The organism is Marinimicrobium sp. (assembly GCF_002695945.1).
In the GTDB taxonomy this organism is placed as follows: Bacteria; Pseudomonadota; Gammaproteobacteria; order Pseudomonadales; family Cellvibrionaceae; genus Marinimicrobium; species Marinimicrobium koreense.
Genome location: NZ_NZQP01000016.1, coordinates 56,252 through 80,354, shown reverse-complemented (window position 1 = coordinate 80,354; position 24,103 = coordinate 56,252). Strand labels below are relative to the sequence as shown.

Genomic DNA, 24,103 nt, shown 5'->3' with positions numbered 1-24,103 from the left:
ATTCCAGTTCGGGTCCGCTGTTGCTGCCGCCGCAGGCGGACAGGCCCAGCGCCATCAGGGCGGTGGTGAGCAGAGTAAAGCGGTTTTTCATTGCGATTGGCATGGGATCACCTGGTTATGGTTATTGAATCGGTCGGGCTGATCGCTTTATTGGCCCGTTGTAGTCAAATATACCACAAGAGTTCAGGTTGACCAATGGCTGTTGAGTGGACGCACAAAAAAAGGGGCGCAGCCGCGCCCCTCAAGGGTTTCAGCGCAATAATCTGCCTAGGGGGCGCTCACCCCGCAATTTGATAACGCTGTCCATTGCCCATTTTGGTAGCAGGTGTTGCCGCCGGTCATGGTCAGGTCGGCGGTCTGAGCGCCGCCATTGTCGTTGAATACAACATTGAGGTCGGTGAGCTCAGCGCCGGTGTCGTAGCAGTAAAATCCATTGTTGGCTTCCAGTGCGACCCCGGGCCAGTTGCTATCCGCCAATACACCGCTGGGGCTGGCATTCCAGAAGTGCATGTGCGGGTTGCTGTAGCCGTTGGCGTTGTCATAGCAGACGTAGGTGCTCTCGCTGGGCGAGGGGCTCGTCTGAGTGCCGTCGTCGACCGTAAAGCCGCACTGCTCCAGGCTCTGCCAATGGCCGTTGCTGTAGCAACCGTCGCCGGTGTAAGTCAGGTCGGAGGTCTGGGCACCGCCGTTGTCGTTGAACACGATGTTCAGGGAGCTGAGTGCCGCGCCCGGATCAAAGCAATGGTAGTCACCCTGGGCAGTCATGGCTTCGCCGGGCCAGGTCGTGCTGGCCAGGGCGCCGCTGGGGCTCGGGCTCCAGTAGTAGATGTGCGGATTGCTGTAGCCTGTCTGGTTGCTCAGGCAGATGCTGTTGGCGTTGATGGTGTCAGGTTCCGGCTCGGGTTCCGGTTCGGGATCGGTACCCACGCGCGCATCGCGGTGAATGGCGGCGGCGGTCATGCCGTCCAGGCTGACGTCCACCTGACCCTGGGCGTTCACCCAGAGGATTTCGCCGGAGCAGCTACCGCTGTCGAAATCGCCGTCGATCACGTTGCAATACTCACCTTCCTGCAGGTTGGTGCTGAAGGTGCGAGTCAGTTGGTTGCCTTCCCGGTTGATGATGACAAAGCCGGCATCGCCACGCCCGAAGGCAATCTGATTGCTCCCGTTATCCCACCAGTTGTTGACCGGCTGATCGCCAACGGCGGAGCGGAAAGCCACCATGTTGGCGATGGGGCGCCAGCGGTGTTCGCACTTCCAGTCGGAGCCATAGCAGTTCAGGTTCCCGTTGTTGTGCACCGGCGCGCTGGGCGGGCCCGCCTCGCTGTCCGAGAAGTCAAAGCTGGACATGACTTTAGGGTAGCCATAGGGCCAGGCGAGCATGAAGACGTTGCTCAGGTCGTACAGTGAGCCGTCTTTATAGGTCAGCACATTGCTGCCGCCGGCACCGTGGCCGCGCTGATTGTCGTGGTTGTCGGTAAAGACCACCGCGGAGCCGCCGCTGATAAAACCCCAGCTCTCGCCGAAGTTCTGCAGCCAGTTCAGTTGGCCGTTTTTAAATTGATTACCCAGCTCGGCGCTGTACCGGAATTCGGTCACGTCGCCGCCACTCAGGTATTCACCGGCACTGACCGCTTCGCCGCCCAGATCAATCACTTCCTGAAAAATATAGGGGTTGCCATTGAGGCGGCTGGTGATGGCGTTAATGTCCGTCGGGCTCATATGTTTGGACGCATCCAGGCGAAAGCCTTTGACGCCGATGTTGATCAGGTCATTCAGATAGTTGGCCAGGGTTTGCCGGACGTACTCTGCTCCCGTGTCCAGGTCCGGTAGGCCTACCAGCCGACAGTTGCGCACCGCCCAGGCATTGCTCGCGTAATCGCTGCCGCTGATATCGCAGGGTGCGTGGAAGTCGTTGGTGGAAAATTCCGGGTAGCTGGTGCCGTAGGAATAATTGCTGCCGTTGGTGCCTACGCCGGAACCGGCAGCGGTGTGGTTGATCACGGCATCGACATAGATATCCACGCCGGCAGCGTCACAGCGTTGCACCATGTCGATAAATTCAGCGCGGGTGCCACTGCGGCTGTTGTCGATGGTAGAACTCACCGGTTGATAACGGGTCCACCAGGCGTCGCCCTGGATGTGTTCCTGGGGTGGTGATACCTGGATGCCCGCGTAACCTTTCGGGCCCAAGTGCTGTTCACATTCGGTGGCGATGTCGCTCCAGCGCCATTCAAACAAGTGGACGAATGTGTCGCCGGGGGCGGGCTGGGCAAAGGCGCCAGAGATGCTGAATAAAGTAATCGAAAAGGCACCGGCGAGCCAGTGACACAATCGCGGAAGTAAGGGGTTATTGTGGTTTTGCATAAAACCTCCATTCTCGAAATGTCTATTGGTGTTATGTTTTTTTAACTTGCACATTGCGCAAGTTCGGGAGGTTGGGATGACATCAGCGACTGATTATTGTGGTCTGCGTCGCTCGGTTTTCATTGGAAAGCCTTTTGGGTCGCCCGGGCAAGATGAATACGTATGCAGCTTCGGGGCGACCGGATGTAATCGACCTCAATGTGCACTGCATCACGTTGGGTGAATCGTCCGTTTGACGGAGGTCTGCCGGAAGGTAGTGGTTTCGTTTTTACATGTAAAATTTCTGTGGTATCTTTGAGTGATAATTTGCACTCAGGAGTGACCATGGCCAAGCCTTCTACCGCACAGGATTCACCGGGTAGCAGTTCCAATGATGAAACCGAACGCAAGTATCGTGCACCGGCCCTTGAAAAAGGTCTGGATGTGCTCGAATTGTTAGCGCGTGAGGGCGTACCGCTGACGACTTCTCAAATTGCGTCGCAGTTGGGACGTTCGGTGAGTGAGTTATTCCGGATGGTGTTGACGCTGGAGTATCGGGGTTACATCGCCCAGTCTGAAAACGGGGAAGGCTACGAGCTTACCAATCATCTGTTTACTCTGGGCATGGCTCAGGCCCCGACTCGCACCTTGTTGGATGTGGCATTGCCGATCATGAAGGAGTTGGCGCAAGACGTGGGTCAGTCCTGCCATCTGGTGGTTGCCTCGGGTGATCAGGTAGTGGTGGTCGCACGCATTGAAAGCCCCCGGGATCTGGGCTTTGCCGTGCGCCTGGGTTATCGACGCCGGGTCATTGAGGCGGCGTCGGGGCTGTTGCTGTACGGGTTGCGCTCGGAGCAGGAGCGGGCCGCCTGGCGCCCTGCGCTGGAGGCGTCGGACGAACAGGGGCAGCGGATGCCGTCGTTTTTGGCTGAAGCAGAGCAGGCGGCGGCTCAAGGCTATATGTGTCGGGCCAGTGACTTTGTGGACGGAGTAACGGACCTTGCCTGTCCGGTGATGGGGCGGGAAGGCCCGGTCGCCGCACTGACTGTTCCGTTTATTCAGTGCAATCCCTTGCCCTGCACACAAGAAGAAGTGTTGGAGCGGCTGAAAAACGCCACCAATCGAATCAGCGGCCAGCTCGGCGGTGTGTAGAGCTGCCGGCCGCGTATGCCAGGGTAGCTCACGCCCAGAGTTTTCCGTCCACAACCAATTCGCTGACGAGTGCGATATCCTGCTCGGACTGAGCGCTGGCTTTAAGCTCACGGGTTTCCGGTGCAATGTCAGCGCACAGGCATTCAGCCAGTGCACGTGAACAGGAATACTGTTCTCCATCCACATAGAGCGTCGCCTGATCGCCGTCGGTGGAGTAGGCAAAGCGACTGGTCGGGTGACGTTCCAGGTTAGGGACTCCGGTCCAATCCTCTCCGTTTTCCTCCGCGACTTCCGGCTCCAGGTCGGGGTATTTCGGGGTGGTCATATAACGGCCGAACCAATCCTGAATGGCCTCGGGCGTCAGGTGGCTCTGAATCAATGCGTCCAGTGCGTTCAGGGTGTCCGCCGGAATTTCGCCGGGGTTTTCCGCAGGGGCCATTGCCGGGTCCCGGTACCGTTGGTCGTTTGTCAGCCGGCTGGCAATATCCTGGCTCAGCTCGGTAAAGATATCCGCCACGCTCGGAGCGCGAAAGCCGATGGAGTAGGTGATGCAGTCGTCGCCCTCCGCGGTGCCCCAGTGAGCGACACCGGGCGGAATATAGAGCATGTCGCCGGGCTCCAGTACCCAGTCTTCCGTGCCCTCAAAGTCTTGCAGAATATTCAGCGCGGTATCTTCCACCTTGGGACTTTGGCTGTCGCACGTCTGCCCGATGCGCCAGCGCCGCTTGCCGTTTCCCTGTAGCAGGAAGACATCGTAGTAATCGAAATGCGGGCCGACACTGCCCTGATCCACGGCGTAGCTCACCATGATGTCATCCAGCCGCCAGTCGGGCAGGAAACGGAAGTGGTGCAGCAACTCCTGAACCTCCGGTACCCACTGATCCACGGCCTGAACCAGCAGCGTCCAGTGGCTCGGGGGCAGGGCAGCGAAGTCGTCTTCCTCGAAGGGCCCCTGGCGGAGTTCCCAGGGCGTTTTTCCCTTTTCCAATACCAGGCGCGATTCCACCTCGTCTTCCAGTGCCAGGCCGGCAAGTTCGTCGCCGTCCAGAGGCGATTCGAAATCCGGAAAGGCGTTGCGGATCAGCAGCGGTTTTTGTTGCCAGTAGTCGCGCAGGAAAGTTTCGACGGGCATATCGCCCAGGTGGGTCAGGGGCATGGAGGAGACCGTTGTTGTGCAGGGTTGATGGTTGGGTTACGGCGTTTGGTTACGGCGGATGCGGGTTATACCGCTGCGCTCGGCTCCGCCCTACGCAACCTCTGTGCTATACGTAGGGCGGATAAGCGAAGCGCATCCGCCGTTACCTGAACTAAATTTTCTTCGCCTGCGCCTCGGCATTCCCAATGTAATTCCCCGGCGTCAACGCCCGCATGGCAGCCTTGGCGTCTTCGGGAATATCCAGCCCGTCGACAAAATCATTCAACACCTGCTGGTTGATGGTTTGTCCGCGAGTCAGCGCCTTGAGCTTCTCGTAAGGCTCTTCAACGTTATAGCGACGCATGATGGTCTGAATGGGCTCGGCCAGCACTTCCCAGGCGTTGTCCAGGTCCGCTGCCAGGCGAGCGCGGTTGATTTCCAGCTTGCCGATCCCTTTGAGGGTGGAGGCATAAGCGATAAAGCTGTAACCAAAACCCACACCCATATTGCGCAGGGCGGTAGAGTCGGTCAGGTCGCGCTGCCAGCGGGAAATCGGCAGCTTCTGAGCCAGGTGGGTAAACACCGCGTTGGCCAGGCCCAGGTTGCCCTCGGAGTTTTCAAAGTCGATGGGATTGACCTTGTGGGGCATGGTGGAGGAGCCCACTTCACCGGCGATGGTCTTCTGCTTGAAGTAACCCAGGGAAATATAGCCCCAGACGTCCCGGTCGAAATCGATCAGGATGGTGTTGAACCGGGCAATGGCATCGAACAGCTCGGCGATGTAATCGTGGGGTTCGATCTGGGTGGTGTAGGGGTTCCAGGTCAGGCCCAGGCCTTCGACAAAGGTCTGGGCGTTGGCGGCCCAGTCGATGTTCGGGTAGGTGGCCAGGTGGGCGTTGTAGTTGCCCACGGCGCCGTTGATTTTACCCAACAGCTCGACCTGTTCAATCTGCTTGATCTGACGGCGCAGGCGCGCCACGACGTTGGCCATTTCCTTGCCCACGGTGGTGGGGGAGGCGGTCTGGCCGTGGGTACGCGAGAGCATGGGGTCAGCGGCGTAGTCGTGGGCCAGTTTGGCGATGGCATCGGTGATCTGCTGTGCCTGAGTCAGCAGCTGTTCGCGACCGGCCTTGAGCATCAGGGCGTGGGACAGGTTGTTGATGTCCTCGCTGGTGCAGGCGAAATGCACGTACTCGAGTACCGCTTCCAGCTCTTTGTTGCCGGCGAACTGCTTCTTCAGGAAGTATTCCACGGCTTTCACGTCGTGGTTGGTGGTCCGCTCAATCTCCTTGATCTGCTCCGCTTCGGCCTCGCTGAAATCGGCCACAATGGCATCCAGCTTCTGATGGGTCTCTTTGCTGAAGGCCGGCACTTCGGCGATGTCGGGGTGTTCGCTCAGGCGCTGCAACCAGCGCACTTCCACCGCGACGCGGCAGTGAATCAGGCCAAATTCGCTGAAAACCGCGCGCAGATCAGCGGTTTTGCTGCCGTAGCGGCCATCAATGGGGGAAACAGCGTTCAGGGGCGTGAGTTGGTCGAAGGTTGCGGATGCCATGGGAGTCTCTTGCTTGGGTTCAAACGGATTGGAAAAGGCGGGCATTGTACCGGAAAATGGGTGATTTTGCGCGTTGTATGGGCCGAGCGCAATGGTGACGGCGGATGCGGGCTTCGCCCTTATCCGCCGTAACCCACCTGGACTCACTTCAACGCAACTCGGCTTTCGCCTCGCGCAACAACCGATCCACCGTCTGGGCCAACTTCTTGCGCTGAAAAATCAACTGCCACCGGCTGCCACCCACCTGCCGCCATAAGGTGGCCGAACGGATGCCCGCCAACAACAGGGCGCGGACCTGATTGGCGATACGGGCCTGTTGCAGATACCCCTGATCCCCGGTCACCTGAATGCGAAAGCGGAAGGTGCTGATGGTTTCCTTGTACAGGTCCCCCAGGTTACCGATCACATTCTCGTGGGTGCTGGAGAACAGCTCAGCCTGTCGGGCCGCCTGTTTAAGGCGAGTGCCCAATACGCCCAGCATGTCCTTGCGCGCACTGAGCTTGCGCTGCAGGTGCAGTACCCCAAGGCTGTAACGCAGGGCGTCTTTGTGTTGCTGGTTGCCGGGCTCCAGGGTGGCCTGGAGGATTTCCAGCCCGGGAATGAGGTGGGCGAGGGTGTTCCCGTACACCGCCCGGGTGTTGGGCGGGTCCATGGCGAACAGGCTCTCGATGGTGCAGCGATAGGCGTCGCTGGGTACGTAGCCGGTTTTGGCCAGTTGTTCCACGAGGCCGGCGGCCTGGAAGAGGCCCGCCAGGGCGATGGTGGCGTTTTCGAGCTTGTCAGTCACGGGGTTAATAGGTCCTCATTGTAAATATGATGGCTGTGGATGCTCAGGGTTGGGTTGCGGCGGATGCGTCTCCGGCTTATCCGCCCTACGCCACCTGCCGCGTGCTATCCGTAGGGCGGAGCCGAGCGCAGCGGTATGACTCCCATCCGCCGTTACCAAAGCGTGAATCACACTGCCCGCTCAATCACCGCGCCGCCGAGACATACATCTCCGTCATACAACACAACGGATTGGCCGGGGGTGATGGCACGCTGGGGCTCATCAAAGTCAATTTTCATACGGTCGCCATCCACGGTGATCTCACACGCCTGGTCGGCCTGCCGGTAGCGGGTCTTGGCCATGCAGCGGAATACCGGTGCGGGCGCTTCGCCGTTGATCCAGTGAATCTGGCTCGCCTCCAGTCCGTTGTTATACAGCAGCGGGTGCTCCCCCTGCACGGCAATCAGCACATTGCGCTCCAGGTCCTTCTGCGCCACAAACCAGGGCGCTTCGCTCGCACCGGCCACGCCGCCAATACCCAGGCCCTGGCGCTGGCCGATGGTGTAGTACATCAGGCCGGCGTGCTCGCCGATGACCTGGCCTTCGGGCGTCTCGATGGTGCCGGGCTGGGCGGGCAGGTATTGCTGCAGAAAGTCCTTGAAACGGCGCTCGCCGATAAAGCAGATGCCGGTGCTGTCTTTCTTCTTGGCGGTGGCCAGGCCGTATTCTTCGGCAATGCGACGCACCTGGGGCTTTTCGATATCCCCCAGCGGAAACAGGCTGCGGGCAAATTCGGCCTCACCGACCGCGTGCAGAAAGTAGCTCTGGTCCTTGTTGGGGTCCAGGCCTTTCAATAAATAGGTGCGCCCGTCCCGGTCCTGACGGCGCACATAGTGACCGGTGGCGATCAGTTCACCGCCGAGCATTTCGGCGTATTCAATAAAGACTTTGAACTTGATTTCCCGATTGCACAGGATATCCGGGTTGGGAGTACGTCCGGCTTTGTATTCGGCCAGGAAGTGCTCAAATACATTGTCCCAGTACTCGGCGGCAAAGTTGGCGGTGTGCAACTTGATGCCCAGCCGGTCGGCCACGCGCTGGGCGTCCGCCAGGTCGTCCTTGGCGGTGCAGTATTCGGTGCCGTCGTCTTCGTCCCAGTTTTTCATAAACAGGCCTTCGACCTGATAGCCCTGCTGCTGCAGGATCAGGGCGGTGACCGAGGAGTCGACGCCGCCGGACATGCCGACGATGACGCGGGGTTTGGTGTCTGCTGTCATGAGAATCCGGTGTTGTTCAATCAGTTGTGCTGCTGACGGTGCAGAAGCTCCAGCGGATAGCGTTTGCCGCTGAGGTACTCGTCGACGGCGTCCAATACCATGGGGCTGCGCCACTGGGCTTTACAGGTCAGAAGCTCATCCCGGGTCAGCCAGCGCGGCTCAATGATGCCGTCATCCAGGGGTTGCTCGGGAATTTCCTTCAGGGCCTCGGCCACAAAGGTGTGCCGCAGGTAGGTCACGCCATTGGCCGGCGCATTGTACAGGCTGATACTCAGCAGGGCGGTGGGTTTCACCAGCCAACGGGTTTCCTCAAGGGTTTCCCGAATCGCCGCCTCGACCAGACTTTCCCCGGGTTCCAGATGGCCGGCCGGTTGGTTGTAGACATCGCGCTCATCGGCGTGTTCATACACAAACAGAAAACGGCCGTCCCGCTCCACCACAGTGGCCACGGTCACGTGGGGTGCCCAGGTCATAAGAATCCTTGTCGTCGGGGAATTTGCAAGCGAAAGGCACAGTTTACCGGATTTGACGCCCGGCGACACGGGGGCGAGTCAGGTTGATAGATGGGGAATCGGCAAGGGTTGGGGCACGAAAGGTCGCGTAGGGCGGAGCCGAGCGCAGCGGTATAACCCGCATCCGCCCTACCGTGCTGTGGCCGTTACCGCAATTCCAACACGCTACAACACCTTCGGCTCCCTGTCGGCCAGATAATGGGGCCGCGGCGCCTGCCCACTAAACGGCTGCTCCAACTCATTCTCCACACTGTTATAGACAAACATCAACAACGCCCGAGGGTCGCCGGAAATGTTGTCCGGTGAGCCGTGCAGAATGTTGCACTCGTGCAGCACCAGGGTGCCGGCTTTGCCATAAAGCCCTTCGATGGTGTGGTCTTTCAAGAGCGTTTCCAGGGACTCCTTGCTGGGTACACCCGCCACCTGCTTTTTCAGAGACTTGCGGTAGTTCTTCTCCTCGGTGGTGCCGGCGCAGGACACATAGTGTTTGTGGGAGCCGGGAATCACATACAGCGGCCCGTTGTACTCGTGGTTATCGGTCAGCATGATCCAGGCGGTGACGGCCCGCATGTGGCGCATGCCATCCTCGACGTGCCAGGTTTCAAAGTCCGAATGCCAGGCGAAGGAGCGGCCCTTGAACGCCGGTTTACGGTTGATGCGGGACTGGGTGAGGTACACGTCGGAGCCCAGAATCTGTTTCACCGGTTCCAGAATGCGCGGGTCCCGAGCGATGCGGGCAATGGTTTCGCTGTAGGCATGGGGCTTGAAAATGGTGCGCAGTTCACCGCTGTCGGGCTCGGTGTACAGCTCTTCTCGGCCCGCCATGGTGGTTTTGAGCGCGTCCGCTTCGGCGCGAATGGTGTCGAGCGTGTCGCCCATCAGGCCGGGCAGGGTGAGAAAGCCTTTCTGTTCGTAGTGCGCCAGCTGCTCGCCGGATAGCCCGTGCGGGCGGTCGCTGTGGCCCGCACCGTAAATGACCGGGTCGGTGCGCGGTATGATCTGTTCGACGTCACCAGTGCGGGAGGGGTAGGGATCGTATCGTTTAAGCAAGGTCATTCCTCCTTAATTCACTGTCATCATTCGCAGGAATCAATCGGTTCACTAAAGAAGAAAGCTTTGGCCAAGCCTGCGCTGGAGAAATAGGGTCTAGGAGTGGAGCGTTCAACCCCGCTTTTTATTTAAAAAACCAATTGCATGTGAAATATTTATAGTGTGCGAAAAGTGAAAAGACGGGTAAAGTCCTTGGGACCTTGCGGTTGGAACCGCTAATATCCAAGTATAAAAACACATCCATTAACAATAATTACGATGACAAAAAGGTGAGAGAGATGATTCGCATGACCCGAGCTCAGCTACTTCGGTGGCTGGTCGTACTGCTTTCCGTGTACCCGCTGTCCGCACTGGCCGACGGCCCATCCCGTTCCGACATTGAAGCGACCATGAAAGACGCCACCCGCTTTATGCGCGAGGAGGTGAGTTTTCGTGGCGGATACCTCTGGTCCTACCTGCCGGACTTCTCCCGGGTCTGGGGGGAGCTGGAGGCCAAGCGCACCATGATCTGGATTCAACCCCCGGGCACCGCCACAGTAGGGCATCTCTACCTCGATGCCCTGGCCGCAACGGGGGACCGCTATTACTACGAGGCGGCACAGGAGGTGGCCAATGCCCTGATCTGGGCACAGCACCCCTCCGGCGGCTGGAACTATGTGGCGGACTACGCCGGGGAGGAATCCCTGAAGCACTGGTACAACACCGTGGGGAAGAACGCCTGGCGGCTGGAGGAGTTCCAGCATTATTACGGCAATGCCACCTTTGATGACGCGGGCACCATGGAGTCGGCGAAGTTTCTCCTGCGCCTGTATATGATTGAGCGGGACCCACGCTATCGCCCGGCTCTGGAACGGGCGATCCAGTTTGTCCTCGACAGCCAATACCCGATCGGTGGCTGGCCCCAGCGCTATCCCCTGCGTTACGAGCACTCCAAAGATGGCCAGCCGGATTACACTTCGTTCCTGACTTTCAATGATGATGTGGCCCAGGAGAACATTGAGTTCCTGCTGCTGTGCTATCAGGCCCTGGGCCGCTCGGACTTGCGCGAGCCGGTGATTCGGGCCATGAACAGCTTCCTGGTTACCCGGATGGGGCCGCCCCAGCCCGGCTGGGCCATGCAATACACGCTGGAGCTGGAGCCTGCCGGGGCACGCACCTATGAGCCCAAGTCCCTGTCGCCGGGTACCACGGCAGCCAATGTCTATCAACTGATCAAGTTTTACCGTCTGACCGGCGATACCAAGTTTCTGGCGCCGATCCCTGCCGCGCTGGATTGGCTTGATCGGGTGCGCCTGCCCGAAAGTGAGCAGCGAGATGGACGCACCCATCCCACCTTTGTGGAAGTCGGGACCGGAAAAGCCCTACACACCCACCGGCGGGGCTCCAACGTGACCAACGGCGAGTACTATGCCGATTACAGCCCGGACGACGCTCTCTCCCATTATCGCTCCACCCGGCATATCGATGTCGAGGCGCTGTGGTCCCTCTATCGGGCGGTAAAAGCCATGCCCCGGGAGGAGGCCACCCGAGGCTCACCGTTGCTGGAGCCCCAAAGCGCCGATTTGCCCCGCTTTTTCACTCTGGGCAATGTCAGCGTGTCCGACCTCAATACCCGGGCTCAGGAGGCGGTGGATACCGGTGACCTGGCCGCCGATGCGGCCCGGGTGCGCGCCACCCTGAACGGCCAGGGCTATTGGCCGACGCCCCTGCGCTTTACCTCCAACCCCTATATCGGGCCGGCCCCAGAGGCGGTTGCGGCGGGCGATTTTGGCAGCCGACACGTGGGGGATCAGTGGGATACCTCACCCTATCGGGCGGAGGAGCCGGTCATGGGAATTTCCACGGGGGCGTTTATCAGGAACATGGGGGTGTTGATTCGCTACCTGGAGGCGCAGAGTGAGTGATGGCGCGGCTCGCGTCGTTTGCGCGTACAGGGAAACTCTGGCAAGGTTGACGACCTTAATGATCTCGGCCCGCGGGCCAGCCGTAGCAGGCGTAGGTCGGGTTAGCGAAGCGTAGCCCGATAGACAAAAGTAAGTCGGGTTAGTGGAGCACAACCCGACGAACCACCGCCTTGTGCCTTTTTGTCGGATTACGCGCTGTGCGCTAATCCGACCTACTGGCGGGCCGGGTAAAAAAAGGTTTGCAATTGGGGCCGGTTTGGGCAAAATTGCGCGCCTTTCGCACATCTTCTCCCTCCGGCTCCCGGGGGGCTTGCCAACGTTAAACAGAGGTAGGTTGCTGCATTGACTGAATCCAACGAATCCCAGGCCTGGTCGGCACGCCATTCATCTGAATTGTATGGCATCGAAGAGTGGGGAGGCGGCTATTTCGGCGTCTCACCCGAGGGTGAAGTGGTGGTACGCTCACCCAGCAACGGCCAGGCGGGAGCGACGGTATCCCTGATGGATATCGCCCACGGATTGCAGCAGCGCGGGCTGGAAATGCCGGTTCTACTGCGGTTGGAAAACCTGGTGGACAGCCGTATCAGCATTCTGAACGAATCTTTTGCCCAGGCGATGGAAACCACCGGCTACCAGGGCTGCTACCGCGGCGCCTTCCCGATCAAGGTGAACCAGCAGAGCCATATCGTGGCGGAAATTGCCCGCTTTGGCGAGCGCTACAACCACGGGCTGGAAGCGGGCAGCAAGGCTGAGCTGATGATCGCCCTGTCCACGCTGCAGAACCGGGAAAGCCTGATCATCTGCAACGGCTATAAAGACGCCGAGTTTATCGACCTTGGCCTGCAGGCCCGCAAGCTGGGCTTCAAGTGCTTTTTCGTGCTGGAAACCCCCGCAGAAGTACCGCTGATCATCGAGCGCAGCCGCGCCCTGGGTGTTGATCCGCTCATCGGTGCGCGCCTCAAACTCTCGACCAAGGTCGAGGGACATTGGAGCGAAGACAGCGGTGATCGCAGCCTGTTTGGTCTCACCGCCATCCAACTGGTGGAGGTGGTGGATAGCCTGCGCGAAGCGGGCCTGTTGCACTGTTTCCAACTGCTGCACTTTCACCTGGGTTCCCAGATTCCCAATATTCGCAGCATTCGGGCCGGCGTGTTCGAGGCCTGCCGTTACTACATTGACCTGGTGGCCGAAGGCGCGCCGCTGGGGTACATGGACCTCGGCGGCGGTCTGGCCATCGACTACGACGGTACCTGCAGTACCAGCGGGCACAGCCGGAACTACTCCGTTCAGGAGTACTGCGTGGACGTGGTGGAAGCGATCCAGCAGGCGCTGGATCCCCACGATATTGAGCACCCGGTGATTGTCACTGAATCCGGACGGGCCACCGTGGCCCACACCTCGGTGTTGCTGTTCAATATTCTGGATGTTGGGCATTTTGATCCGGCGCCGTTGCCAGAGGCCCTGCCGGAAGACAGTCATGCCCAGCTGGCCAACCTGTGGCACGCCATTCGGGTGATTGCGCCCAACAACCTGCAGGAAAGCTACAACGACGTCACCTATTACCGGGACCAGATCCGCGATATGTTCCACCGCGGCGAAATCAGCCTGCGGGAGCGAGCGTTCGGGGAAAATCTGTACCTGGCCGGTCTGCAGAAAATTGCCGCACTGCTGCCGGAGCTCAAGCGCATCCCGGCGGAGCTGGAAACCCTTCCGCAGCAATTGGCCGATATTTACTATGGCAATTTCAGCGTATTCCAGTCGCTCCCGGACTCCTGGGCGATTGAGCAGGTGTTTCCGGTCATGCCGATTCATCGGCTCAACGAAAAGCCCACGCGCCAGGCAATCATTGCCGATTTGACCTGCGACTGTGATGGCAAGCTGGATCGTTTCGCGGGGCCGCACGGCAATACCGAAACCCTGTCCGTGCATCCGGTCAAAGCCAGCGAAGAATATTACCTGGGGGTGTTCCTGGTGGGCGCCTATCAGGAAACCCTGGGCGACCTGCACAATCTGTTTGGTGACACCAACGTGGCGAGCATTCGCATCAACAACGAAGGTGGCATGGAGTTTGTGCACGAGCTGCACGGCGACAGCATCGCCGATGTGTTGAGCTATGTGGAATACGACCCCCAGGCGATGTTCAAGCAGTTTCGCGCCACCGCCGAGCAGGCCGTGCGCGATGGGCGCATTACGGTATCCGACCGACAGGAAATGTTGGCAGCGTTTACCGATAGTTTGCGGGGTTATACGTATTTTGAGCGGTAGCGTAAGGTAGCGCCGGGTGGTGTAGGGTAACGGCGGATGCGGGCTTCGCCCTTATCCGCCCTACGCGGGTTTATACCGCTGCGCTCAGCCGTAGGGCGGATAAGCGAAGCGCATCCGCCGTAACCAAACTAAACGCAACCACCCAACTCACTGTCGCAACCAATTAAAGTCTGGTTTAAAGGAGCCAACACTATGGCAAAAGTACTCATCATTGGCGCCGGTGGCGTCGGCGGCGTGGTTACCCACAAATGCGCCCAGGTCCCCGAAGTGTTTGAAGAGATCGTGCTCGCCAGCCGCACTGAAGCCAAGTGCAAGGCCATTGCCGAGCAGCTTGATCGGCCGATCAAAACCGCCCAGGTGGATGCGGACAATGTCCCTGAATTGGTGGCGCTGCTTGAGCAGGAAAAGCCGGACCTGGTGATCAACGTGGCCCTGCCGTACCAGGATCTGACCATCATGGACGCCTGCCTGGAAGCCGGTGTGCACTACCTGGACACCGCTAACTACGAGCCACCGGGCGAAGCCAAGTTCGAGTACAGCTGGCAGTGGGCCTATCAGGAAAAATTCGTCAAAGCGGGCAAAATGGCGCTGCTGGGCTCGGGGTTCGACCCGGGTGTGACCAACGTCTATACCGCCTATATCAAAAAGCATCATCTGGATGAGATTCACACCCTGGATATCATCGACTGCAATGCGGGCGATCACGGTCACCCCTTTGCCACCAACTTCAACCCGGAAATCAACATCCGGGAAGTGACCGCCAAGGGGCGTTACTGGGAAAATGGTGGCTGGAAGGAAACCGACCCGCTGAGCGAAAAGCGCTCCTTTGATTTCCCTCATGGCATCGGACCGAAAAACTGCTACCTGATGTACCACGAAGAGCTGGAGTCCATCACCAAGCACTTCCCGGAAATCAAGCGGGCCCGCTTCTGGATGACCTTTTCCGACAACTACCTCAAACACCTGGAGGTGCTCGAGAACGTCGGCATGACTTCCATTGAGCCGGTCAACTTCGAGGGCAAGGAAATCATTCCTCTGCAGTTCTTGAAGGCCCTGCTGCCGGACCCGGCCAGCCTCGGCCCACGTACCAAGGGCAAAACCTGCATCGGCTGTCTGGCGCAGGGAATGAAAGATGGCAAGCCCAAGACCGTCTACATCTACAACATCTGTGATCACGAAGCCTGCTACGCGGAAGTGAAGTCCCAGGCCATTTCCTACACCACCGGTGTGCCCGCCATGATCGGCGCCAAGATGATGCTGGAAGGTAAATGGATGAAAGACGGGGTGTGGAACATGGAGCAACTGGATCCGGATCCGTTTATGGAGGATCTGAACCAGTACGGTTTGCCCTGGCAGGTGGAAGAAGTCACCCAGAAAACCGGCATGGAAGACTGATGACGGCGTCGTTCAAAGACTTTGATCCCCAGCGCGTTCCATCCCCCTGTTTCGTGGTGGATGTCGCTGCGGTGGAGGAGAACCTGAAGCTCCTCAATCGTGTGCAACGCGAGAGTGGGGCCAAGGTGCTGGCGGCGCTCAAGGCGTTCTCCTGTTGGCGCCTGGGGGACCTGACCGCCCGCTACCTGTCCGGCACCTGCGCCAGTGGCCTGCACGAAGCGCGCCTGGGGCGGGAATACTACGGCGGTGAGGTGCACACCTACTCGGCGGCGTTCCGGGAGTCGGATCTGAAGGAAATCCTCGAGCTCTCCGATCATGTGGTGTTCAACTCCTTCAGCCAGTGGCGCCGGTTCCGCGATCTCGCCCTGGCCGCCCAGCAGCGTCGCCCGCAGTTGCGTTTTGGTCTGCGGATCAATCCGGAACACTCGGAGGGAGAAGTCCCCTTGTACGATCCCTGTGCCCCGGGTTCCCGCATGGGGGTTCCGGCCAGTCGGTTTGAGTCGGAGCTGCTTGAGGGTATTTCCGGTCTGCACTTTCACACCCTCTGCGAGCAGGATGTGCCGCCGCTGGAACGCACGGTCAAAGCGGTTGAGGAAAAGTTTGGCCCCTGGTTGGAGCAGATGGAGTGGGTGAACTTCGGCGGTGGCCATCATATTACCCAGCCGGGTTATCAGGTGGACGCCCTGATTGAGCTGATCAAGGACTTCAGTCGTCGTCACGATGTGCAGGTCTATCTCGAGCCCGGCGAAGCCGTGGCAATCCACACCGGTGTGTTGGTAGCCGAGGTTCTGGACATCACCTGGAATCAGCTGGACCAGGCCATTCTGGACACCTCGGCAACCTGCCATATGCCGGACACTCTGGAAATGCCCTATCGCGCGGATATCTGGAGTGCCGGAGAGCCCGGCGAGTTGGCCCATACCTATCGGCTGGGCGGCATGACCTGCCTGGCGGGGGATGTGATGGGGGATTACAGCTTCGCCGAGCCGCTCAGGGTAGGGCAGCGATTGCTGTTTGACGATATGTCGCACTACACCATGGTGAAGACCACCACCTTCAATGGCATTCCGTTGCCATCAATCGCCTTGTGGGACTCCCGCACGGATGAGCTGGAAGTGGTGCGTCAGTTCGGCTACGAGGATTTCAAGACCCGCCTGTCCTGATGGGCTCGGCGGGTCTGTGATCCGGCCTGTTACTCGTTGTCGCCATCCATGGTGTCGCGCATTTCATCTGCCGCTTCACGGCTCTTTTCCTTGGTGGTTTCCCAGCCTTCCTGCATGGTGTCACCGGCTTCGTCCGCACCTTCGCGAATTGCGTCTCCCGCCTCGTCAGCCTTCTCCTTGGTTGCTTCCCAGGCGTCGCCGGTCGCTTCCTTGGTTTCGTCCCAGGCTTCGCGGGTTTCCTCGGCCGCTTCTTCCACGGTATTGTCGGCTTCTTCCTGTGAGCAGCCGGTAGCCACTGCGGCCATCAGGGTCAGACTGGTGAGCCAGATAAGCGTTTTCATAGCATCAACTCCTGTGAATGGGTTCTAGTTGGACGTGGTGTTACCCGAAAGCGCGCCATTGCGCTCCCGGACAGTGTGACGACGCTGAACCACAAGCGTTCCGTCGGTTTGTGTGAACTGGCCTGCAAAAGCGGCCATTCGCCCCGAACAGGCTTATTGAGTGTAGTTCCTACGGTGGTGCTTGCAAGCCTTTGCTATCGGTGCCGGCGTTTTTTTTATACAATGTCGGCTGTCGAAAGATCGGTCATTTGAGGTGTTTTCAGGTATGACGATTGAGCAGTTTGAAAGTTGGTCACTGGTCCTGGGAATTGGTGGCCTGATTCTGTTCATGCTGTTTATCGTCTGGGACCTGGCCAAAGAGTCCAAAGCAGGACGGTTCGGTACCTTCATCCTGTTCCTGGCCCTGGCACTCGGGTTGGCCGGTTTTCTGATCAAGACCATTCTGGTTGAAGTCATCAATCCATAATATCGTTCGGGAAGGTCGCGCATGCTGCAACTGTTCGTTCCCACCTCCAAAGTCCAGAAAGACCGTCAGATCATGCGCGACACCGATGCCCGGGTCGCCAAGTACAGCCGTCGCGGGCTGGTGCTCAACTTTATCGTCGCGGTCTCCTGTCTGGTGTTTGGTGACTTTTTCCAGAACTACCAGAACCTGTCGATTGTCCTGATCGTCGGCCTGCTGCTGGTGACCTTGCTGCGCGCTTATTACCTGTTCCGCTTTGACACCCTCTACGCCCGGGCGCCGGCGCGCTGGCGCAATCAGTATTTCTTCGCGTCGTTTCTCGGCGCCGGTTGGTGGGCCTTTATCCTGGTCAGCCTGACCTGGCTGATCGGGATGCGGGATGAAACCCTGATCATGTGGCTCTACTCTGTGGTGTTCTACTCCAGTGTGGCCAACGTGTTCGCACCCTATCGGCGTTTCCTGACCACCTACCTGTTCATTGGCCAGGTGCCCGCGGCCCTGACGGCGGTGTTNTTGTTCAGCGTCGAGGGTTACCTGTACGGCAGTATCATGCTGGTGTTTTACACCATGCTGAGTCACCAGGCCAAAGTGACCTCCAATACTTATTGGGAGCGACTGGAGGCCAACTACGCGCTGCGCGAGCGGGCCAAAGGGCTGGAATTCGAGCAGCGCAGCTCCAAAGCGGCCATNGAGCTGAAGAACGAATTTCTGGTCAACCTGGGGCAGGAGTTTCGCTCCTCGCTCAACGACATTCTGGGCACTCTGGCTCTGGTAGACGATGAGCAGATGTCTGAGCGCCATCGGGAGTTGTTGTTGCTCGCCAGCAAGGCGGCCGAACGACAACTGGATCTGGTGAACAATGTGGTGGACTTCTCCAAGATCACCACCAAATCTCTCGAGCTGGAAAAAGTGCCGTTCAATCTACGCCGCCTGTTGGAAAAGCTGGTTCAGGACTTTGCTCTGGAAGCCCACCAGCAGGGGATTGAGCTGAACTACGTGTTTGACCAGGAACTGCCCCGGCGAGTCGAGGGCGATGCCACCCGTTTGGGGCAGATTTTCGGCACCCTGATGACCTATGCGGTCAAGCATTCGGGTATGGCACAGATCTTCGTGGAGGCAGTGTTTCACCCCGGTGAGAATGAATCCGGTGAGCTGCAGCTGGTGATCAGTGATGCCTCCCGGACCGCACATGATGAGGACACTGACGAGCGCTCCGATCAGAATCTGCGCGGTATCGGTCTGTCCATCTGTAAAGGCCTGGCCGAATGCATGGGCGGCAGTGTCAATCTGGTGGAGAACCGGGAGTCCGGCAAGCGCATTGTCATCAATGTGCAGTTGGANGTGGTGGCCTATCAGGATGTTGGCCAGCAGGAACAGCGCCTGCGCGGCAAGCGAATCCTGCTGGTGGATATTCCGGAAGTGGTGGCGCTGGATCTCGTGGACCAGCTTGCGCGCTGGGGCATGAANTCCACCCGGGTGTANGGTCACACCCAGGCGATCAAGCAGNTGAAAGCCAGCGCACAGAGCGAGCAGCTTGAAGANCTGGTNCTGATCTACAACAAGCTCGACAGCTTCGATGGCCTGGTCCTGTCTCGGAGTATNGCCACCGAGCCGGCCCTGAGCGGTCTGGCCCAGATCATNGCGATGAGTCTCCTGCAGCGAGACAGCGACGAAACCAAGAACCACTTGCACGAGTATCCGCAGGTGAGTTGTATCGAAAAACCCATCATGCACCGCAAGCTGTACGAAACGCTGGTACACCGGCTGCTGAGCCACGATACCTCCGAGGCNNTGTTGGCCGAAGAGGAAGACGATGGCATCAATCCGGTGGCGGGGCGCCGCGTCCTGTTGGTGGAAGACCAGCGGGTCAGTCAGATGGTGGTATCCGGCATGCTCAAAAAATTGGGTTGCCAGGTCCATGTGGCGAGCAATGGCAAAGAGGCCTTGTCGGCCATCGGCAAAGAAAAGTTTGATCTGGTANTGATGGACTGCGACATGCCGGAGCTGGACGGNATAGCGGCCACCGAGCGTATCCGGGAGGCGGAGGCGGATGACGGTGGCCGACACCTGCCGATCGTTGCCATGACTTCATTCACCGCCGACGAAGACCAGGACCGCTGCCGCGCGGCGGGTATGGATGATCACATCAGCAAGCCTCTGCGCTATGAAGCGCTTCAGAGTCACCTGGAACAGTGGCTGGGGAAGGGGAGGTAAACCTCCCCGGTATNGCGGTCAGTCCGGTAACGAAGGCGACTCGGGCGGCGTGTCCGTCTCNGGNACCGGCACCTCTTTCGAAGACTGGTCCGCCGGTACCAGGCTCAGCANCACNGAGCCACTCTCTGGTGTTTCCTCCCGTCCCGCCACAAAGGGGCGCAAGTCCCCATCNTCACTGATGCTGAACAGCAGCAAAGTACCGCGGGTTTTACTCTTCTTGAAGGCCTCGAAGGTGAANTCNTCGGTCAGCCGGGTNACCCGAANTTCNGCGCCCTCGCCAATCAGNCTGGCGAGCTTGGCGTAAGTGGCNCGCTCGGTGAACAGNGTNGCNCCTTTGAGGTCGTCGGCCACGTGATGCTTCTCNGCCTTGTGNTTTTCNGACGTGTGGCGAATGGTGTAGACGTTCTCGCGNCCGAACTCGTTGCGAAAATGCATGCAGGCAATCACNTTCAGTTCACGCAGTGGNGACAGGGCNAGCANNTGNCCAATGCCGGTCAGNTCCAGACGCTGGCTGGCGTATTCCGAGGTGGGGTTGCCGTAAAAGGTGCGNAGNCCCGCCATNCGGGCGGTGCGGATATTTTCCCAGTTGGAATCGCACACCATGACNGGCANNTTCTGCTCCATCANNGCTTTGCCGATGGTTCGNGCCACGGCNTTGGCGCCNAGAATCAGCACNCCNCGNGGCTCCGGTTCCACCGCCTTGAGGGCGCGGGCCAGAGGGCGGGCGGTGGCACTCTGGAAGACCACGGTGCCGAGAATGATGGCGAAGGTCAAAGGCAGCAGCCAGTGCGCATCCGGNTGTCCCTGCTCCTCCAGGCGCAGGGCAAACAGGGCGGACACNGCAGCCGCCACAATACCCCGCGGGGCGATCCAGCTGAGCACAATGCGCTCGCGCCAGTTGACCGGTGAGCCCAGGGTGGCNAAAGCCACNGACAGTGGCCGNGCNACAAANTGAATGACCAGCAACAGGAGCAGTGGCGCCAGGGTAAAAATACCAATGAGCTGTTCCTGGGGCAGGCGGGCGGCCAGGATGATGAACAGCCCGGAAATGAACAGAATGGTCAGGTTNTCCTTGAAGTTGAGGATGTTGTGAATGCGCACATCCTTCTGGTTNCCGAGCCACATGCCCATCACCGTNACCCCCAGCAAACCCGACTCGTGTGCCAGGTGNTTNCAGAAGGTAAACACCATGAATACCAGNCTGAGCGTGGCAAGGTTGTGCAGATACTCCGGCAGCCACTGACGGGCCAGAATTTTACCCAACAGATAACCGGCCGCCAGCCCGATNACCATGCCGACCACAATGATTTCCAGAAACAGCAGTACGCTGTGGCCAAAAGCGGCCGCCTGGCTNTGAGTGGCNATAAACTCGTACATCACAACCACCAGCAGGGCACCCACCGGGTCGATTACAATCCCTTCCCAACGCAGAATATTGGCCACCCGCTCNGAGGGCCGGACGCTGCGCAGTAGCGGCGTGATGACCGTGGGGCCGGTCACCACCATCAGCGCCCCGAAGAGAATGCTGAGGTCCCAACCAATGCCGAACAGATAGTGGGTGGTAACCGCGACGACGGCCCATGTGATGGGGGCGGCCACGGTGATCATACGGCGCACCACCGTGCTCAGACTGCCGAGTTCGCGGAAGTTGAGGGTCAGGCTGCCCTCAAACAGAATCACCGCGACCGCGAGTGACACCAAGGGGAACAACAGGTCACCAAAGAGCGCGTCCGGGTCCAGCCAGCCGCCGATCGGGCCCAGAATCAGGCCGGTGACCAGCAGAAACAGAATCGCCGGCAATCGGGCCTGCCAGGCCGCCCACTGGCAAAATAAAGCGACGATCCCGATCAGGGCAATCGCGAGTCCGGCGTTTTCCATAGTGACTATCCTTTTGTTTTTTGGCCTTTTGTATTTTTGCCTTTTAAATCGGGCCTTTTAAATAGGGCCTTCAGTGCTTTGGGCGTGGTCGTCCGCGATCAGGGTTTGCAGTTGTTCTTCGGTCAGTGAGGAAAGCCGAGCCCGCAAGCGGGCCTCAATATCGGGCAGGCTGGCCTGCACCACTTCCTCAATCAGAGCNGCGCGGGATAGGGGGCGGTCGGTAGGGGGCTCGGTCCGGGGTTGAGCCGGCGGGTTGGCCGNGAGCTCCTCCACCAGCGGCGGCGGCCGGTTGCCGTGCAGGCGGGCCCGGATATGTTCGGGCAAGAAAGGGTTTTCGCCCGTGGCCCGGGTAATGCTGGCCGGGCGGGGTTTGGCCGAGTGCGTGCTGGGTGAATTGGAAGCCTGAAACAACGACGGCTGCCGGGGGCTATCCGCCGGTAGCGGCTCGATGGCCTCGATCACCTCGCTGAGTATGGGAATATCATCTTCGTCTTGCAGNAGCCCCTTGATGGATTCCAGCTCATCCAGGAGCGTATCTTTGGTATCGCCTTTGCGCTCGGCCATGGCTGTACGCTCGATTACAGTTGTTGGTGGCGAACAGGATAACCCCGGGACTTGTAAAAACTGAAGTGCTCCCGGGTGGTTTTGAGTACCTCCGGCGCCTGAATCACCACTTCGGCCAGTCGTTCAAACTGTTCAAAGTGGGAGGGCACGGCGGTACGCAGGTTGATCAGCACATCGCGATGGTCGCCGCATTGCTCGGAGTCGGTGATTTCCACGGCCGCTGCTGGCGCGTCGGTATCCCCGAGGCGCCGATGGGGCAGAAAGCTGTCCTCCGGTTGCGCCCACAGGTGCTCGTCCAGCGCTTGCGCCTGTTCCGCGTTGTCGACGGCAATCAGCACCCGGTGCCCGAGGCGCGCGGCCTTGTCGGCCAGGCGACCGANAAAATGCCACCGCGCCTCGGGCGCATCCGACGGCAGAATGTAGAAATCGATCCGGTTCATGAGGCCTGACTGAGCAGGTAGTGCATCAACAGCGGTACCGGGCGACCGGTCGCGCCTTTGGCCGCACCGGAGCGCCAGGCGGTACCGGCGATGTCCAGGTGCGCCCAGGCATACTTGCCGGTGAAACGGGACAGAAAACAGGCGGCGGTGACACTGCCCGCCTCGCGGCCACCGATATTGGCCATATCGGCAAAATTGCTGTCCAACTGCTTCTGGTACTCATCCCACAGGGGCAAACGCCAGGCGCGATCGCCGGCCGTTTCACCGGCCGAGAGCAGGGCCTCCGCCAGTTCGTCCCGGTTGCTGTACAGGCCGGTGGCGTGGTTACCCAGCGCGATGACGCAAGCGCCGGTAAGCGTAGCGATGTCCACCACGGCTTTGGGCTTGAAGCGCTCCACGTAAGTGAGTGCGTCGCACAGCACCAGACGGCCTTCGGCGTCGGTGTTCAGCACTTCAATGGTCTGACCCGACATGGAAGTGACAATATCCCCGGGCTTGGTGGCGCCACCGCTGGGCATATTTTCGGCGGCGGCCACCACCGCTACCACGTTGAGTTTGGGTTGTAGCTCGATCAGCGTCTGCATGCAGCCGAACACGCTGGCCGCGCCACACATGTCGAATTTCATCTCGTCCATACCGGCGCCGGGCTTCAGGCTGATNCCGCCGGTATCGAAAGTGATGCCTTTACCNACCAGCGCCACCGGCGCTTCGGTTTTGGCGGCGCCCTTGTATTCCATGACAATCAGCTTGGCCGGNTCGTCGCTGCCAGCGGAGACGGACAGGAGCGANCCCATGCCCAGCTCTTTCATCTGTTTTTCATCGAGCACTTTCACACTCAGNTTTTTCTGGTTGCGCGCCAGCTTGCGCGCNTCGGTGGCGAGGTAACTGGGAGTGCAGATGTTACCGGGCAGGTCACCCAGCTCGCGGGTGAAGTTGGTGCCCTTGGCCAGGGCGACGCCTTCGCTCAGGCCGGCNTTGATTTCCGCCGCCTGGGATTTTTTGGCGCAGCCGAGTGTCACTTTGGTGGGTGCGAAGGGCGAGGCCTCACCTTTCTGGCTTTTGCAGCGGGTAAACCGGTACTGGCTCAGCCCCAGCGTGTAGGTCACCTGACGGGCCGTCCAGCGCAGNTCCCGGNCCTCGACGGTCACGCCGTTGAGGCACAGGGTGAGGGATTTTGCCGGCGTGGTTTTCAGTGCCTCCACCGCTTTTCCCAGGGCGCGCTGGAAACTGGCGGCCTTGGGGGCTGCACTGCCCAGGCCGAGCACCAGAACGCGTTTGGCCGTCGTTCCCTCCGGTGTGGGCAGCAGGAGCGTTTCGCCCTCCTTGCCCTTGAAGCCGTCGCGCTTGCACAATGCGGCCAACTGCCCGGCCTGCTTCTCCAGCGCCTCTGCGGCGGGAGACCACTGCTGATTTTCGAAAGCGGTCACAATCAGGCAGTCACTGCGGTCGGTAAGGGCGTTGACGACTTTGGCCGTGGTTTGCATGGCGGTACTCCATTGCGTTAGGGGTCGAGACAAATGCGGTCGAGTAGGGGATAATGCCTCCCCTCGGAATCGGCCGCAGGCTGATGTCTCAAGTTTACGCGATCCGCGACGCAGGGCAAATTGTGTCGGGCGGGTTGCCGGTCTTTTTTTCGCGGTCGCTCATGGCGAGAGTGACCGCTTGAGCGACAGACGGGATGCG

At 59.6% G+C, this 24,103-nt stretch carries 19 protein-coding genes; 8 read left to right on the top strand and 11 right to left on the bottom strand.

What is annotated here, in order from left to right; all coding sequences use genetic code 11:
* Positions 1 to 267: 267 nt before the first annotated feature.
* Positions 268 to 2,367: a starch-binding protein gene (locus CMG77_RS02645; RefSeq protein WP_286805286.1), complete on the bottom strand. Its 2,100-nt coding sequence runs from the start codon at positions 2,365 to 2,367 to the stop codon at positions 268 to 270.
* Between the two features lie 324 nt (positions 2,368 to 2,691).
* On the opposite strand from CMG77_RS02645, the gene CMG77_RS02640 reads away from it, so the two are divergent.
* Positions 2,692 to 3,498 carry an IclR family transcriptional regulator gene (locus CMG77_RS02640; protein WP_286805288.1) on the top strand — a complete coding sequence of 269 codons (807 nt, stop codon included), beginning with the start codon at positions 2,692 to 2,694 and terminating at the stop codon, positions 3,496 to 3,498.
* Between the two features lie 28 nt (positions 3,499 to 3,526).
* Here CMG77_RS02640 and CMG77_RS02635 read toward each other — a convergent pair whose 3' ends face one another.
* The 6 genes from CMG77_RS02635 to CMG77_RS02610 all read right to left on the bottom strand — a co-directional run bounded on the left by CMG77_RS02635 (position 3,527) and on the right by CMG77_RS02610 (position 9,793).
* Positions 3,527 to 4,654 carry a cupin domain-containing protein gene (locus CMG77_RS02635; RefSeq protein WP_286805289.1) on the bottom strand — a complete coding sequence of 376 codons (1,128 nt, stop codon included), beginning with the start codon at positions 4,652 to 4,654 and terminating at the stop codon, positions 3,527 to 3,529.
* Between the two features lie 151 nt (positions 4,655 to 4,805).
* A complete protein-coding gene (gene purB / locus CMG77_RS02630) occupies positions 4,806 to 6,188 on the bottom strand; it encodes an adenylosuccinate lyase (protein WP_286805290.1) in 1,383 nt (460 codons plus the stop codon).
* 148 nt (positions 6,189 to 6,336) lie between these two features.
* Positions 6,337 to 6,975 carry a high frequency lysogenization protein HflD gene (gene hflD, locus CMG77_RS02625; RefSeq protein ID WP_123637072.1) on the bottom strand — a complete coding sequence of 213 codons (639 nt, stop codon included), beginning with the start codon at positions 6,973 to 6,975 and terminating at the stop codon, positions 6,337 to 6,339.
* A 167-nt stretch (positions 6,976 to 7,142) separates the two neighbouring features.
* Positions 7,143 to 8,231 (bottom strand): tRNA 2-thiouridine(34) synthase MnmA, encoded by a 1,089-nt coding sequence (mnmA, locus tag CMG77_RS02620; RefSeq protein ID WP_286805293.1) that lies wholly within the window; start codon positions 8,229 to 8,231, stop codon positions 7,143 to 7,145.
* A gap of 20 nt (positions 8,232 to 8,251) precedes the next feature.
* Positions 8,252 to 8,704 (bottom strand): NUDIX hydrolase, encoded by a 453-nt coding sequence (locus CMG77_RS02615; protein ID WP_286805296.1) that lies wholly within the window; start codon positions 8,702 to 8,704, stop codon positions 8,252 to 8,254.
* Between the two features lie 204 nt (positions 8,705 to 8,908).
* Positions 8,909 to 9,793 (bottom strand): phytanoyl-CoA dioxygenase family protein, encoded by an 885-nt coding sequence (locus CMG77_RS02610; protein WP_286805297.1) that lies wholly within the window; start codon positions 9,791 to 9,793, stop codon positions 8,909 to 8,911.
* Positions 9,794 to 10,080: 287 nt separating this feature from the next.
* Here CMG77_RS02610 and CMG77_RS02605 point away from each other — a divergent pair, with 287 nt between their 5' ends.
* From CMG77_RS02605 to nspC, 4 genes are all read left to right on the top strand, one after another.
* Positions 10,081 to 11,697 (top strand): pectate lyase, encoded by a 1,617-nt coding sequence (locus CMG77_RS02605; protein ID WP_286903563.1) that lies wholly within the window; start codon positions 10,081 to 10,083, stop codon positions 11,695 to 11,697.
* Positions 11,698 to 12,039: 342 nt separating this feature from the next.
* A complete protein-coding gene (gene speA, locus CMG77_RS02600; RefSeq protein ID WP_286805301.1) occupies positions 12,040 to 13,962 on the top strand; it encodes a biosynthetic arginine decarboxylase in 1,923 nt (640 codons plus the stop codon).
* Positions 13,963 to 14,154: 192 nt separating this feature from the next.
* Entirely contained in the window at positions 14,155 to 15,357 is a 1,203-nt protein-coding gene (locus CMG77_RS02595; protein WP_286804588.1) for a saccharopine dehydrogenase family protein, read from the top strand.
* Entirely contained in the window at positions 15,357 to 16,520 is a 1,164-nt protein-coding gene (nspC, locus tag CMG77_RS02590) for a carboxynorspermidine decarboxylase (RefSeq protein ID WP_286804587.1), read from the top strand. Before CMG77_RS02595 ends, nspC begins: the two co-directional genes overlap by 1 nt.
* A 29-nt stretch (positions 16,521 to 16,549) precedes the next feature.
* On the opposite strand, the gene CMG77_RS02585 is transcribed toward nspC, so the two are convergent.
* Positions 16,550 to 16,861 (bottom strand): hypothetical protein, encoded by a 312-nt coding sequence (locus CMG77_RS02585; protein ID WP_286804586.1) that lies wholly within the window; start codon positions 16,859 to 16,861, stop codon positions 16,550 to 16,552.
* A gap of 265 nt (positions 16,862 to 17,126) precedes the next feature.
* Between CMG77_RS02585 and CMG77_RS02580 the strand changes: the two genes are divergently transcribed.
* The 3 genes from CMG77_RS02580 (at position 17,127) to CMG77_RS02575 (ending at position 19,538) form a co-directional block, all read left to right on the top strand.
* Positions 17,127 to 17,327 (top strand): DUF2788 domain-containing protein, encoded by a 201-nt coding sequence (locus CMG77_RS02580; RefSeq protein WP_024459815.1) that lies wholly within the window; start codon positions 17,127 to 17,129, stop codon positions 17,325 to 17,327.
* Positions 17,308 to 17,529, top strand: coding sequence for a high-potential iron-sulfur protein (locus CMG77_RS16080; RefSeq protein WP_502691733.1), 222 nt, complete (start codon positions 17,308 to 17,310; stop codon positions 17,527 to 17,529). Before CMG77_RS02580 ends, CMG77_RS16080 begins: the two co-directional genes overlap by 20 nt.
* 167 nt (positions 17,530 to 17,696) lie before the next feature.
* A complete protein-coding gene (locus CMG77_RS02575) occupies positions 17,697 to 19,538 on the top strand; it encodes a response regulator (RefSeq protein ID WP_502691734.1) in 1,842 nt (613 codons plus the stop codon).
* A gap of 18 nt (positions 19,539 to 19,556) precedes the next feature.
* Here the strand turns inward: CMG77_RS02575 and CMG77_RS02570 are convergent, their stop codons facing one another.
* From CMG77_RS02570 to CMG77_RS02560, 3 genes are all read right to left on the bottom strand, one after another.
* Complete coding sequence (locus tag CMG77_RS02570; protein WP_286903561.1) at positions 19,557 to 21,416, bottom strand: cation:proton antiporter; 1,860 nt, start codon at positions 21,414 to 21,416, stop codon at positions 19,557 to 19,559.
* A gap of 578 nt (positions 21,417 to 21,994) precedes the next feature.
* Complete coding sequence (locus CMG77_RS02565) at positions 21,995 to 22,420, bottom strand: DNA polymerase III subunit chi (RefSeq protein ID WP_286903560.1); 426 nt, start codon at positions 22,418 to 22,420, stop codon at positions 21,995 to 21,997.
* Positions 22,417 to 23,904: a leucyl aminopeptidase gene (locus CMG77_RS02560; protein ID WP_286903559.1), complete on the bottom strand. Its 1,488-nt coding sequence runs from the start codon at positions 23,902 to 23,904 to the stop codon at positions 22,417 to 22,419. Before CMG77_RS02560 ends, CMG77_RS02565 begins: the two co-directional genes overlap by 4 nt.
* Positions 23,905 to 24,103 lie beyond the last annotated feature (199 nt).